Consider the following 14,672-nt stretch of genomic DNA (forward strand, 5'->3'; position numbering starts at 1 on the left):
TAATTAACGTAAATTGCGGTCTATCTAAAGACAAAATCATGACTGAAAATAAAATACTACATTATATAAAAAATGTATTAACAAATATGCCAACTGGTTGGCTGGATACAACAACCCATCGACTAGATATTTATGATGAAAAATTAGCTAAAACGCAGTTCTTAGATCAGTTTGAAACCTTATTTAATGACGATAATTCTGAATCACCTGTACTAAATGACTTACCAACTGCATACGACTATATTCGATTAGGTCATCCATTATCCTGTATACTAGAATGGGGAATTGCTAACATAAATAATCAGAAATCAGAAAATGTAATTAGCTTTTCATCTAAAACAATGCCTGTTTTAGCAATTCTTAGAAAAAACTTATTAGACAATAAAAACACGCAAATTCTTTATACAGGTGAGTTACCTGATTTTTTTGATGCTGAAGTAGTGAAAAATATTTATAGCTATCGTTTTGATTTGAAGAAAATTGAAAAATCAGAAGCTATTCCTGCATTTAATGGTAGTACTGTTTTAATTTCAAATGAAGAAAAAATTGGCACAACTGCTATTCCTAGTGGAGTTGACTTTTTTATCAGCCTTTATGAACAATTAGGAAGTATTTTACTTGTAAACGGAGAACAAAACGAAAGTTACACCTCAGAAATTCAGCATGTAAGAAGAAGAGAAACCATTTCAATGACACCGGCAGATTCCCTTACAGCTTTAAAATCGTTAGTAGCTCAGTCTCCTGTTAAAGCTATAAAAAGTAATATTGAAGCAGATAAAAAATCGGTTTTAGATTCAATTAAAAAGATTACGAATACAAGTACAAAACCACTAGTTGCGTCTAGCGGATTGTCTATTCAGTATGCTATTTTAATGGGATTAATTCATGATGCGGTTGAAAACCACAAAGGAAAAGCAATTAAAATTGTTGTTCCTCCAAATTGTTACGGTGGAACAAATGATCAAGCACGTCGTGTTGCAGCATGTATTGATAATGTTGAAATAGTAGATTTACTAGTGGATGGCGATAACGATATGAATCAAAGTATTGATGCCGTTTTAACCCAAATTGCTAATGAAGATGCAATTCCGTACATCATTGCTGAAATTCCAACAAACCCTAGAGTTGAAGTTCCAAATCTTATACAATTAAAAGCTGTTCTAACTAAGGAACGTAAAACTGCAACAGGTACAATTGCTATTGACCCAGTTTTTATTTTAGACCAAACATTTTGTCCTAACGTACACTTTTTAGGAGAAGAAGACATACTCGCATCGATTAGAACCATTTCATTTGCTAGTGGATCAAAATTCCCAAGTGGTGGAAAATGTACTTCTGGTTATTGTGTAGGGAATAAAAAAACAGATTCTTTGATGGAAAAAATAGCCTTGCATCTAGATCTTTGCGATAATGAAGCTACTAATCTTCAATATGAGATATTAGCAAAACAACTACCATCAATGAACCAAAGAATTGCGGATGCGTATAAAAACACTCGTGAATTTGTGAATTATATTCACGAAGTTTTACCTAATGCAAAAATCAATTTTGTTTCAGAAGAATTAGCAAAACAAGGGTTTACGCCTTCTGTGTTTTCATTAGACCTTCCTACTAAAGGAAATAATGCTGCAGAAAAAGAAGCTTATAAAAGAAACTTAAATTTGAAGTTAATTAATTTAATGATTACCAAAATTCCTAATGAAAGTAAGTATTGCGTAAGTTACGGACAGTTAAAAGGTTGTTATTGGACAATTCCTGCAACTTCTACACAAGGAACAACTAAAGAAGGCGACAAAGATTATATTGCCCGTGTAGCGCTTTCTGGAAATATGAATCTTGAATTGCATAAAAAAGTCTTTTTAGATTTTGTTAAAAATATTTAAACAAGTTGGGGGTAATTACCCCCAACTTGTTTAAATTATTAATAGGTTACTTTCTAATAATAGTAAGAAGAAGCTTTCTTATACAAATAGATTCCTATAAAGTATAAGTAAATCTTAAAGTTATAAAACGAGGCTGAATAAAAGTCTCAGAAGAAAAAACAGAAACACTATTCGCGCTATTTCTAACCTGAGAATCAATATTCAAAATATTACTAGCCCTTAGTTCATATTCACATTTTGCATCTCTGTCTTTTCTATACGAAATCGTTGCATCCCAATTTTGAAAAGATTGTTGTTCTCCACTCCCATCACTTTGACTTGTGTAACTATAATTGCTTTTAGCCGTAATTTTTTTCCAAACGTACGCATCAAATGAAACAGTAGGTGCATTGGTTATGAAAGTTGTTTTCCTGCTACCTTGATTATTGTCAGTTACACTATATCGATAACTAAGACTTATATTGGGTGCAATTTTATAATTAGTTCGAATACCAGGCGTGTAAGTTTGCGTGTATCCTTCATTAATAGATTGTTGTCCCTGTATAAACTGGTTAATTTTACTATAATTAAAACTTCCGTTCAAACTAGCTCTAACTTTTCCAAAAGTTCTTTGAATTCTTCCCGTAACATTAACGTTCTCATCAGCAAAATTAGAATTAAAAAAAGTACTTGTTCTAATAACGTTTTCGAAATTAGTTAGTCCACGTATTTGATCAATATTATTAGAATAAGCAGCACGTGCAAATACATTTGTATAATTAAACAAATTAAAACTACTGTACAACAAACTTACATTATGTGATAATGCATTTTGAAGGTCAGGTTCGCCAAACTGAATATTATTAAAATTATTAAGTACTAAACCTTCTGCTAAACGAGTAACGTCAGTAAACTGATTTCGCATATCGTAACGTAAAGTTAAAGTCTCACTCTTTTTGAACTGAATGCGTGTTTCAAAATCTGGTAAAAATCGTAGAAAGTTGTTTTGGAATGTTTCGCCAAATTGACTGTTCTTGTTAGCGTAAGAATGGATTGAAAAACCAGGAGTAATAGTAAATTTTCCAGTTTTAAAACGATAATGGAATCCTAAATATACATCACTAAAAACATATTCCGTATCGTTTGTAGATCTTCCTTCATTAAATGTTGGTGTTGGATCAAAACGAGTGCCATCATCTAAAAATTGGAAAATATTCGAATTAAAATCTTGACGACTCAAAATGGTCCCAGCAGTTAAATTAAGATTGCTTTTTTGATTGATAATATGGTAATAATCTAATTTTGAATCTAATTGATTTGATTTGATTCTTCGATTCTGATTCAAATCGTAATTATTTAATGAAGTATCTAAACCCAACGCTTCTGCAGTAGAATCAAAAGCATCATATCCAGTAGGATTATTAACTAACAAAGCATTGTAAAAAGGATTTTCATTTTTAAACAAATGTTGCGCCTCAAAAGCAAAAATATTATTTTCATCAAGAGTATAATAATAATTTACGTTTTGATTAATACTGTAAGGGGTAACTTCATCCAGTTGCTTAGTATTTCCAATTACCGATGAAAAAACATTTTGATTTTGTATGTCATTAGAAACACGTCCTAATACATCATATTCCATTTGGTTGTTAGCGTCGGGTTTATATGCTGCACTTAGCTTAATTAAAACTTGATTGGAACGTTCATTGCTTGTTTTTTCGGTAGCTTCATCAGGAATACCTAATTCTGGATTGGTATACTGAACAAAGCTAGTTTCTTTCGAAAGAATACGACTACTGTTGTAAATAACAAAACCACTTAAATCTAAAGCCTTCGAAGGAGCATAACTAAAATTTCCAGTAGCTAACTTATTTTCAATTTCTAGCGCATTTGCTTGATTTGTTAGAAAGTCAAGACTGTTATCACCAAGATTAATACTTGTTCCACTATTATTGCTTGGAGCTCTAAAACCACCTCCAAAACCTCGAATATCACGACGCGTTAAAGCCAAGTCTCCTGTGTTATTAAGATCTCCAATAAAGTTTATACTGTAGGATGGGCTGTAGTAAAATAATTTAGGTTGTACCACATAAAGGTTTTTATCTGGAGAAACTCCTCCTCCAGTTGTAATATCACCAAACCAAAAATTTTCTTTTCCTTCTTTTAGCTTAATGTTTATTGCTACGTTGTCTTGGTTATTTCGCACGCTGCTTAGCTGCCCTACTTCAGCATAATTACGTAAAACTTGTATTTTATCTACTGCATTTGAAGGAATATTTTTTGAAGCCAATTTGGTATCTCCATCAAAAAAATCTTTGCCATTTACCATTAGTTTATTTACGACCTTTCCTTCAACTTCTATTTGTCCGTTTTCATTAATTTCGACACCTGGTAAATTTTGTAAGATATCACCAAGCTTACGTTCAGTTCCAGTATTAAATGAATCCGCATTGTATGTAAGCGTGTCACCCCGGATTGAGACGGGCATTTCATAAATCACTTCAACTTCATCGAGCTCATTTTCGGAAACTAATGTATAGTCCTTCTTGATGTTAGTCTCTTTTGTAGAAAGTATTTCTTCAAAAGTTTTCATACCAATATAACTTACTTGAATAGAGTATGTACCATTTTTTCCTAATTCAAGTTTAAAGTTTCCGTCTTTATCAGTAATAGCATATGATTCTAAATTATTTGTTTGCTGATCTAAAACAACCACATTTGCTAACTCTAAAGGATTCTTAAGGCTATCCTTGACAACGCCTTCTAATCTAATTTGTCCATTTAAAATACTCGCCACAAATAGTAGCATTAAACAAATATTTTTTTTCATGTTCTTATATTTCAATGTGTTTTAATGCCTAAATCAAAAAATAAGAATTAATTTCTTCTACCTCGATTATTTCTCATCTCAAGCATTTTTTCTTGAACAGTTGCTTGATAATCACTTTTAGTAATTTCTTTTCCTTTATCGGGTGCAACAATCGTAAGTTTTTCTTTTGGATTTAGAATAATTTTAGAACATAAAATAGTTGTATTACCTGAACTTACTTCTAAAATTAGCCCTGGAAGGCCCCAGTATTCAGCAGGACCATTACTAACAGGTATTTGCAACGTATACCAAGCTTCTACTGAAGTCATTTTAACTTCAGGCACTTCTGTAGAGTCCTTTTTTTGTTCAGTTTGTGCTATATCACTCCATGAAAAATCATACCATGCAAGCTCGTTGGTAGGAACAGATGCAGTTGCCTTAAAACATAAATACTGACCTATTTTTTTTGTTTCCTTACCCATATTCCAACTAATAGAATGCAATTTATCTTTGACTAAAAATCGTTTACCGTAAAATTCTTGACTTTGAACTAAAGCGTTGTTTTTTACATTTTTATATTGTTCTCCACGTGTGAAATTACTACCCCAAGAATCTGTTGCTCCTGAAATAGCATCTACTTTTTCTTCCTCTTTAAAAACAGACTCCTCTTTATTAAAACTCAAAATATAAGTTTTTTCTAGCCTGTTTTTTAAACGCGCTTGAGCCTCTTTTTTCTGTGCTTCACTCATGCGGGCACCCCAAGTACCTAAGTCCATTGTAGATTTTGAAAAATAATAAGCCTGACCTTGAAAATCCTGAGTAGTCTGCTTAAACGACATAAAGAAGACAAAGGAAATGGAAATACATTTAAGTAAAAAAGATTTCATAAAAAAATGAATTAATTATTTTGTTTAACAAATGTACTAAAAGTTTAAACAAATAACGTTATTTGTTTAAAATTATTATTATTATTATAAATTACTCTCTAAAAAAAAACAAAACAGAAAAGGTATTTTAAGGTTCATTTAATAAATTAATCAGAAAAAAATAAAAAAATAACGTCTAATAAATAAGGCCTCATTTTGGAATTTATATCTTAAAAAGCTCTATTAATACCATATTTTAAATACAATCATTTAGGTTAGTAATAAATAAAACCCACGATACACTATAGTTACTATGGCATTTTTTCTCAAGTATATTAATTGTCATTGGCAGCCTTCAACTTATACTTGAATTTAGAAGTTTTACATTTATTCTATTTTCATTATTAATGACTGTTATCCATTATAAAATACAAGACTAACTCTTCTCAATTTTTAACTTTTTTATCAATTGTTGAATTAGTCATTGGAGGCATACTTAAGAAAACCCTCAGTACTATATTTGGTTTTTATTTACTAAATTAGTTGTCTATTCAAACACAAAACTTTACAGTTATTACAAATAAAAGAAGCTATATACTTAAATTCAAACAATGAAAATATTATTAATATCACTGGGAGTAATCTTTTTAGCCTTTATCATTTCACAACTTTTTGTTATAAGGGAGCAAAGAAATATTGAAACTTATCCATATGTAGTGAATAAAAAATACGACACCTTTGAAATCCGCAGTTACGAGGCAACTTTATTCACTTCTGTAAAACTCTCTACTAAAGAGTTTAAAGTCTCTTCTAGCAAAGGTTTCTCCATTTTAGCCGGATATATTTTTGGCGGAAATGAAAGAAACGAAAAAATATCTATGACCTCACCTGTAGCAATGACCTTGGAAGACTCTATGACAGTTATGTTTATGGTTCCAAAAAAAATAAAAAAAGAAACACTACCTCTACCTAACCAATCACAAATCGAATTTCGGGAAGAACCTGCAAAAACTGTTGCTGCAATTACATTTGGTGGATGGGTTAATAATGAAAAAATAGAGAAGTATAAAGAAAAATTAAAGACATCTTTAGATGCCAAGGGAATAACTTACACAAACCGATTTTACTTTTTAGGATACAATCCACCTTTTGAAGTTTTTAATCGCAAAAATGAAGTTATTGTTGAATTACAGAACGAGTCTTTTGATTTAATTAAAAAAAAATAAATTATCAATAGGCTTAAAACTACCTTAGTTTGGGAAGAAAAATTAAACTGCAACAGTTATGACTATACGTTGTTGCTTATCCTAGTAGAATTTCCTCTTGCTCGTTGTTTGTTATTAATTTAGCTCCAAGTAAACACAAATAACCATAAACAAACACGTTATGAGTAAGTTTAATCTTCGTCTTCAAATGTAGAATTTATCCTTTAGTTTTTTCAATCATATGATTGATTACATGAGTATGTTCAAGTTGAGAGCTAAACATAATAATCTCAGCATCTGCATTAACCTTTACATTATGCCCTGCTGGCCAATAAAAAAGATCCTCTGCTTTTACAGTCTCTTCAAAACCACTAGCATCAGTTGTTGTAACTTGACCGCTCAAGATATATCCCCAATGAGGGCACTGACATAAATTCCCTTCGAGCCCCATAAACAATGGAGTAGTATCAACCCCTTCAGAGAGACTAAAATATTCTCCGCTAATCTTTCCTAATCCAGAAGCATCCCCAAACTCCGTTTTTTGACGAATAACAGCTCCAGGAATTTCCATTTTTACTTCAATGTCATCTTTTGAAATTTTCATTATTTTATTTTTTTAAATTTATATTAATATATCACGACTGAAAGTTTTTTTGTTATTTACCACTAGTAGAAAAAAAGAATATTACTACTAAAAAAAAGAACAAACTCTTAAATTCATCCATAAAAGATAAACAAATAAATCTGATTATCAACACCTTATGAAGAATATTTAAAATATATAAATTTAAAATCTATGTATATAACTAGATCATCATAACTTTTTTTTTGCAATCGTTAAACTTATTCATTATTTAGGAAAATTCACCGGGTTTTCTAAAGTTTGTTTATATTTGTTATAACTTGGCATTGACTTATCTCTCTACTTATAGCTACAAATCATAATGGATATTAAAAATGAAAATACTACTAACAGGCTCAACAGGATATATTGGTAAACGACTGCTACCCGTTCTAATTGAATTAGGACATGAAGTAGTTTGCTGCGTTAGAGATGTTAAAAGGTTCAATCCTCCTGAATCTTTGAAAGAAAGTATTACAGTACTTAAATTAGACTTGTTAGATGAAAAGTCTTTAGAAAGTATTCCTGAAGATATTGATGGCGCTTTTTATTTAGTTCACTCCATGTCATCTTCTGGTGACTATGAATCCTTAGAGGAAACTTCTGCAATAAACTTTAGAAATGCACTTAAAAGAACCAAAGTAAATCATGTTGTTTATTTAAGTGGTATTGTTAATGAAACTGAACTCTCTAAGCATTTGACCTCAAGAAAAAATGTAGAATTAGAACTTAGTAAAGGGGAATATAATTTCACCACATTAAGAGCAGGAATAATTATTGGATCTGGAAGTGCTTCTTTTGAAATCATTAGAGATTTAGTTGAAAAACTGCCTGTTATGGTTACACCAAAATGGTTGCACACTAAATGTCAACCCATTGGAATTTCAGATGTTATTGCATTTCTTTCTAAATCATTATTCAATCCAAAAACGTTTAATCAAAATTTTGACATAGGCGGTCCAGATATATTGTCTTACAAAAATATGCTCTTGGATTTTGCAAAAGTGCGGAATTTAAAACGTAAAATTTTCGTTGTTCCAATAATGACTCCTAAGCTTTCTTCCTATTGGCTGTATTTCGTTACATCTACTTCATATAAACTCGCTACATCTCTAGTTCACAGCATGAAAATAGAAGTAGTTTGTAGAGATAATCGTCTGAATACAATTCTTGAAGTAGAACCATTAAACTATAAAGAATCTTTAAAAAGGGCTTTTAGTAAAATTGAAAACAACGAAATTCTTTCAAGCTGGAAAGACGCATATTCGAGTAGCGGTTTAAATTTCAATATATCTGAATTTATAAAAGTACCTTCTTTTGGATGTTTCAAAGATACTAGAACTAGACCTATTGAAGACCTTAACATTTGTATAAATAAAATCTGGAGTATCGGCGGTAAAACCGGATGGTATTATGGAAACTTATTATGGAAAGCTAGAGGTTTTATAGATAAATTATTTGGAGGAGTTGGACTTAGAAGAGGTAGAACTCATCCTTCAGCTATAAATGTTGGTGATGCAATAGACTTTTGGCGGGTATTATATGCTAATAAAAAAGAAGGGCGCTTACTCTTATTTGCTGAAATGAAACTACCTGGAGAAGCTTGGTTAGAATTTAAAGTTGTTAACGATAAGCTAATTCAAACTGCAACTTTCAGACCTTTAGGCTTAGCTGGCAGATTATATTGGTATGCTGTATTTCCTTTTCATGGGTTTATCTTTAATGGGATGATAAAACAAATCACAACAGAACCTAAAATTAAGAAAGCAAATGGATAAAACAATATTTGAAATTTCTAAAATGGATTGCTCGTCTGAGGAAAACCTTATCCGAATAAAACTGAGTGAAATTTCAAGTATTGCAAATTTGGATTTTGATATTCCAAACAGAAAATTGACCGTTTTTCACAGCGGAGAAATAGATAAAATCGAAAACTCGATTATCGAACTGAATCTAGGTGGAAAAAAAACATCTACAGAATATACCGAACAAACTGACTTTAAAGAAAATACAAATCAAAGAAAACTACTCTGGTCTGTACTTATAATCAATTTTGTTTTTTTTATTGTCGAAATGTCAACAGGACTTATTGCAAAATCAATGGGACTTATTGCAGATAGTTTAGATATGCTTGCAGATAGTTTTGTTTACGGAATTAGTTTGTTTGCAGTGGGTGGAACGCTTATTAAAAAAAAGAGGATTGCAAAGATTGCTGGATATTTCCAAATCACACTTGCAATTATTGGATTTATGGAAGTTCTAAGAAGATTTTTCGGATCGGAAAAAATTCCTGACTTTTCTACAATGATAATCATCTCTATTTTTGCTCTTATTGCAAACGGAATTTGTCTTTATATTTTGCAAAAATCAAAGAGTATGGAAGAAGCACATATAAAAGCAAGTATGATTTTCACTTCAAATGATGTGATTATAAATCTGGGCGTAATAATTGCTGGAATCTTGGTAAATTTATTGAGTTCAAACAAACCTGATTTGATTATTGGAACAATTGTTTTCGTTTTGGTAATTCAAGGTGCATTTAGAATTTTAAAATTGAGTAAATAAAAAACCATCAACTAAAATGTTATTCATAATCAATTCATTAACCTATTTTAAGTGCGAAAAAACTTTAAATTTCAGAAAAATTTCTTATATTTGGTAAGACCTGGTTATCAATTTACGCGACTAAAACTGAGCCTAAAAACGTTATAATCAATTTTAAAAATCAAATATTTTACATTTAAAAGCAATGATTTTGGTTTAAAAAAGAACTTACGTATGGCAAAAGACGAATTGAAATACCAAGAATTAGAAAATCAAATTGTTGAACTCAAAAAACAAAATGAAATTTTAAGATTACAAACTTCAATTAAAAGTGAAGAAGAAAAATATTACAATACTATCATTAATAACATTGGGGATCCAGTATTTGTAAAAGACAAGCATAGCAGATTACTTATTGTAAATGATGCCTTCTTAAAAATGCTTGGCCGTTCTAGACCTGACGCAATAGGAAAAACGCTTGCTGAAGTTGTTCCAGTTGATGAGCGAGAAAGTTTTTTAAAAATTGATAAGGAAGTAATAGCAAATGGTGAGGAAAACATTAATGAAGAAACATTTACACCAGAGGGTATGGAAACCCGTATAATTACCACAAGAAAAAAAAGATTTATTGATTCTGATGGGGAAAAATTTCTTGTAGGGGTAATTCATGATATTACTAAGCTGAAGAAAGCTGAAGCTGCGCTTAAGAAAAGTGAAAAAAAATTAAAAGAGCTTAATGCAACAAAAGACAAGTTTTTTTCAATAATAGCTCACGATTTAAGAACGCCGTTTAACAACATTTTAGGGTTTTCAGAACTGTTAATTGAAACAACAAAAGATTCTGAAATTGCTGAATCTAAAATGTATTCAGAAATTATTAATTCATCAGCCAAAAACACACTAGTTTTACTTGATAACTTATTAAATTGGGCAAAATCGCAAACAGGGCAAATTAAATTTAACCCAAAAAAATTAAATTTATCTTCTACTATTCAAGAAATATTAGAGGTCTTTATGTCAACTGCAAAAATTAAAAATATATCTTTAAAATATATTCAATCAAATGATATTGAAGTTTATATTGACCAAAACATGCTAAAAACAGTTTTACGAAATCTTATTTCTAATTCTATAAAATTCACTAATTTAAACGGAAAAATAACTGTTCACGCAGTACAAAATCAAAATGATGTAGAAATTACTGTTTCTGATGATGGAATTGGTATGACTAAAGAAACTAAAAATAAATTATTTAAAATAGGCACTAACATTACAACTCCTGGAACAGCATCTGAAACAGGTTCGGGTTTAGGCTTAATACTCTGTAAAGAATTTATAGAAAAACAAGGAGGTAAAATTTGGGTAGAAAGTGAATTAGGTAAAGGCAGTAATTTTAAATTTACTTTTCCTTTAAAATCCTTGTGAAGAATAATAAAATATGATTAAACAATTTAGAAAAGCTGAAATCTCAGAAATTAATCAAATATGGCAAATTATTAAAGATGCCGTTCAACGAAGAAAAGAAGACGGAAGCAATCAATGGCAGGATGGCTACCCAAATCCTGAAGTTTTACAAAACGACATTGAAAAAGAAACAGGGTTTGTTTTAACTGAAAATGATGTTATAATTGGTTATTGCGCCATTCTTATCAATGACGAACCCGAATATATAAACATTAAAGGAAAATGGCTTACAACTAATGATTTTATCGTTTTTCACAGAGTTGCTATTGCAAAAGAATATTTAGGAAAAGGTTTTGCCAAAATAATTTTCAACCATATTGAAGACTTTGCACGTTCAAAAAATATTTACAGCGTAAAAGCAGATACCAATTTTGATAATTTTGCTATGATAGCTCTTTTTGAAAAAATGACTTATGTTTATTGTGGCGAAGTATCTTTTAGAGGAAGCCCAAGAAAAGCGTATGAAAAAAATTTAATTCCTAACAATTAATACACAACGTTCAGTAAAAAATGAATCTATTAACAAAACATGAATAAACTTATAAAATTTTTTAGCCTTTTCTTTATCTTAATTCTTTTTTCTGAATGCTCTGATTATGATGATAATATTAAGGAAGATCAAATTGAAACAGTTACAGATGCAGATGGTAATGTTTACAACACTATAAAAATTGGCAATCAAACTTGGATGTTAGAAAACCTTAAGACATCAAAATTTAATGATGGTGTAGCTATAACAGAATATACATTTGCTACACATGGTAGCAATTGGCATAATGCAGGTAGTGAAGAAGCACTATATCAATGGGCACTAACAGACGATCTAAATAATGTATATACAGAAACACTTCCTTTTGATTATTACGGAGCCATGTACAACCATTATGCTATAGAATCTGGAAAATTAGCTCCAACAGGTTGGAGAATTCCAACTGAACAAGACTTTATAGAATTAGAAAGCTTTTTAAGTAACAATGGAGCGTCTGGAACAGAAGCAACTGCCTTAAAAACTAGTTTTGGCTGGTTGAGTTCAAGTGGAAATGGTACAAATGCTTTTGGGTTTAATGGCTTACCAAATGGTTATGTAAATGCTTTTGGAGGTGCTACTGCTTCAGAAATCATTTGTGCCTGGGCAACTTCAAACTATAATTCAACAAATGGCACTAGAACATCTGTTAATTTATTTGATGAAAGTACAATTTTCTATGGAGAAGATGCTATTCAAATAGGACATGGGATTAGATGTATTAAAGAATAATTTACTTAAAAACTTATCGTACAATTTAATATCTTTACAAGTTATATGCAACCCTATTAGATAGTGTTAACTTCACTTTATAACAATGCATCAACATAATAAATACTAATATAAAATGAAAAACATAAAACCCAGATTCATTATTTCATTTTTCATATTAATTATTTTAATTTTAATATCCGCACTCTCTCTAAAAAGCATTAATACCTTAAATAATAATTCTAAATGGGTTATTCATTCATACAAAGTAAAGTTAGGCTTGTCTAACAATATTTCTTTGTTAAAAGATGTTGAAACGGGCGAAAGGGGCTTTGTCTTAACAGGAAATAAAGATTTTAAAAAATTCTCCGATTTAGCAATACCAGAAATTCAAAGAAATATTTTGAATTTAGAGTATTTGATTACTGATGAAAAACAACTATTAAACCTGGATTCCCTTAAACATCTTATTGACAAGAAAATTGCCATAAGTTATGAAAATATTAATGTAAGGGAGCAGCATGGATTAAACGCAGCAGTCGAAAAAATTAGTTCCCAAAAGGGCAAACTAATAATGGACGACATTAGGCTACTCACTAATAACATGGAGGACTTGGCAGATAAATTATTAGTTGGTAGAACTGAAGTTAGTCATGACAGTTTCTTATTTGCTCAAATTTTCGTTCTTGTAGGAGGTATTATCTCCATATTGATTGCTATCTTTTTAATGATTATTAATAACCAATCATTAACGTTGAAAAACAAACTAATAGAATCGGAAGAAGTGTTAACCGTAGCATTGTCTTCAAAGCAGCAGTTTTTAGCGAACATGAGTCATGAAATTCGTACACCTATGAATGCAATTATTGGATTCACAAAGGTATTATTGAAGACCGATTTAGTACCAAAACAAAAAGAATATTTGGATGCTATAAAAACCAGTAGTGATGGATTAATTGTCCTAATAAATGACATACTGGATTTAGCAAAAACAGATGCGGGAAAAATGACTTTTGAACAAACACCGTTCAAAATGGAATTCTCAATTTCAACAATGCTTCAAGTGTTTGATTTAAAAATTAAGGAGAAGAATTTAGAGTTAGTTAACGAATATGACAACAAAATTCCAAAGGTGTTAATAGGCGATGCTCCGCGTTTACATCAAATTCTTTTAAATCTTTTAAGTAATGCTTTAAAGTTTACCCCAAAAGGGAAAATAACTATTTCTGTTCGTTTATTGAATGAAGATAAAGAAAAAGCAACCCTTGAGTTTGTAATTTCCGACACAGGAACAGGAATAGCAGAAGATAAATTAGAATACATTTTTGAAAATTTTCAGCAGGCAACAAGCTCCACTTCAAGAATATTTGGAGGAACAGGATTAGGACTTGCCATCTGTAAACAATTAGTGGAAAGACAGGGAGGAACTATTTCAGTGAAAAGTAAAATTGATGAAGGTTCAACATTTAGTTTCACTTTAACCTTTCAAAAAACCAATGGAGAATGTGAAAAAGAAAATGAAGAGGTAGAATTGGACAAAGAAATTAAGGACATAAAAGTATTAGTTGTTGAAGACGTTAGACTAAATCAATTATTAATGCAAACAATTTTAGAAGACTTTAAATTCAAATACGATATTGCAGACAACGGAAAGATAGCAATTGACAAAATGCAAACAGAAACTTACGACATTATTTTAATGGACTTGCAGATGCCCGAAATGAATGGGTTTGAAGCAACAGAATACATTCGCAATACGATGAATTCCAAAATTCCAATCATCGCTTTAACAGCCGATGTCACGACAGTTGATGCAGAAAAATGCAAAGCCGTTGGTATGAATGACTACATTTCAAAACCTCTTGACGAACAAATATTATACATTAAAATTATTAAATCATTAAAACGTTAAACACATGATAAATGTTTGAAAAGACAGAAGAGTAACTCCAAAACGTTAATAAATAAAATGCTTCTCCAGTCTATTTCATTTTTGGTTCTAAAGCTTCATTTACACTTATTTATTTGCTAAATTAGACTCTTAAACTTACAACAAATCATAT

11 protein-coding genes are annotated in these 14,672 nt (G+C 30.5%); 8 read left to right on the forward strand and 3 right to left on the reverse strand.

The genetic code is table 11. The features are described 5' to 3' along the window. Positions 1-38: 38 nt before the first annotated feature. Entirely contained in the window at positions 39-1,883 is a 1,845-nt protein-coding gene (locus UXY25_RS02210) for a cystathionine beta-synthase (protein WP_320814368.1), read from the forward strand. 94 nt (positions 1,884-1,977) lie between these two features. Here UXY25_RS02210 and UXY25_RS02215 read toward each other — a convergent pair whose 3' ends face one another. Then, on the reverse strand, positions 1,978-4,692 hold the full coding sequence (locus tag UXY25_RS02215) for a carboxypeptidase-like regulatory domain-containing protein (protein ID WP_320814369.1): 2,715 nt from the start codon (positions 4,690-4,692) through the stop codon (positions 1,978-1,980). A 47-nt stretch (positions 4,693-4,739) separates the two neighbouring features. After that, the gene (locus UXY25_RS02220; RefSeq protein WP_320814370.1) at positions 4,740-5,558 is read right to left on the reverse strand and encodes a GLPGLI family protein; all 819 of its coding nucleotides are present in this window, start codon (positions 5,556-5,558) and stop codon (positions 4,740-4,742) included. 590 nt (positions 5,559-6,148) lie between these two features. Between UXY25_RS02220 and UXY25_RS02225 the strand changes: the two genes are divergently transcribed. Then, positions 6,149-6,763: a heme-binding protein gene (locus UXY25_RS02225; RefSeq protein ID WP_320814371.1), complete on the forward strand. Its 615-nt coding sequence runs from the start codon at positions 6,149-6,151 to the stop codon at positions 6,761-6,763. A gap of 196 nt (positions 6,764-6,959) precedes the next feature. Here UXY25_RS02225 and UXY25_RS02230 read toward each other — a convergent pair whose 3' ends face one another. Further along, a complete protein-coding gene (locus tag UXY25_RS02230) occupies positions 6,960-7,346 on the reverse strand; it encodes a cupin domain-containing protein (RefSeq protein ID WP_320814372.1) in 387 nt (128 codons plus the stop codon). Positions 7,347-7,699: 353 nt separating this feature from the next. Between UXY25_RS02230 and UXY25_RS02235 the strand changes: the two genes are divergently transcribed. From UXY25_RS02235 to UXY25_RS02260, 6 genes are all read left to right on the forward strand, one after another. Then, positions 7,700-9,142, forward strand: a complete 1,443-nt coding sequence (locus tag UXY25_RS02235; RefSeq protein WP_320814373.1) for an SDR family oxidoreductase — start codon at positions 7,700-7,702, stop codon at positions 9,140-9,142. Beyond that, the gene (locus tag UXY25_RS02240; RefSeq protein ID WP_320814374.1) at positions 9,135-9,929 is read left to right on the forward strand and encodes a cation transporter; all 795 of its coding nucleotides are present in this window, start codon (positions 9,135-9,137) and stop codon (positions 9,927-9,929) included. Before UXY25_RS02235 ends, UXY25_RS02240 begins: the two co-directional genes overlap by 8 nt. 213 nt (positions 9,930-10,142) lie before the next feature. Beyond that, complete coding sequence (locus tag UXY25_RS02245; RefSeq protein WP_320814375.1) at positions 10,143-11,333, forward strand: ATP-binding protein; 1,191 nt, start codon at positions 10,143-10,145, stop codon at positions 11,331-11,333. 13 nt (positions 11,334-11,346) lie between these two features. Beyond that, positions 11,347-11,862 (forward strand): GNAT family N-acetyltransferase, encoded by a 516-nt coding sequence (locus tag UXY25_RS02250; RefSeq protein WP_320814376.1) that lies wholly within the window; start codon positions 11,347-11,349, stop codon positions 11,860-11,862. 39 nt (positions 11,863-11,901) lie between these two features. Next, positions 11,902-12,630, forward strand: coding sequence for an FISUMP domain-containing protein (locus tag UXY25_RS02255; protein ID WP_320814377.1), 729 nt, complete (start codon positions 11,902-11,904; stop codon positions 12,628-12,630). Between the two features lie 115 nt (positions 12,631-12,745). Next, a complete protein-coding gene (locus UXY25_RS02260; RefSeq protein ID WP_320814378.1) occupies positions 12,746-14,521 on the forward strand; it encodes an ATP-binding protein in 1,776 nt (591 codons plus the stop codon). Positions 14,522-14,672 lie beyond the last annotated feature (151 nt).

The organism is Flavobacterium sp., assembly GCF_034111225.1.
Taxonomy (GTDB): domain Bacteria; phylum Bacteroidota; class Bacteroidia; order Flavobacteriales; family Flavobacteriaceae; genus Flavobacterium.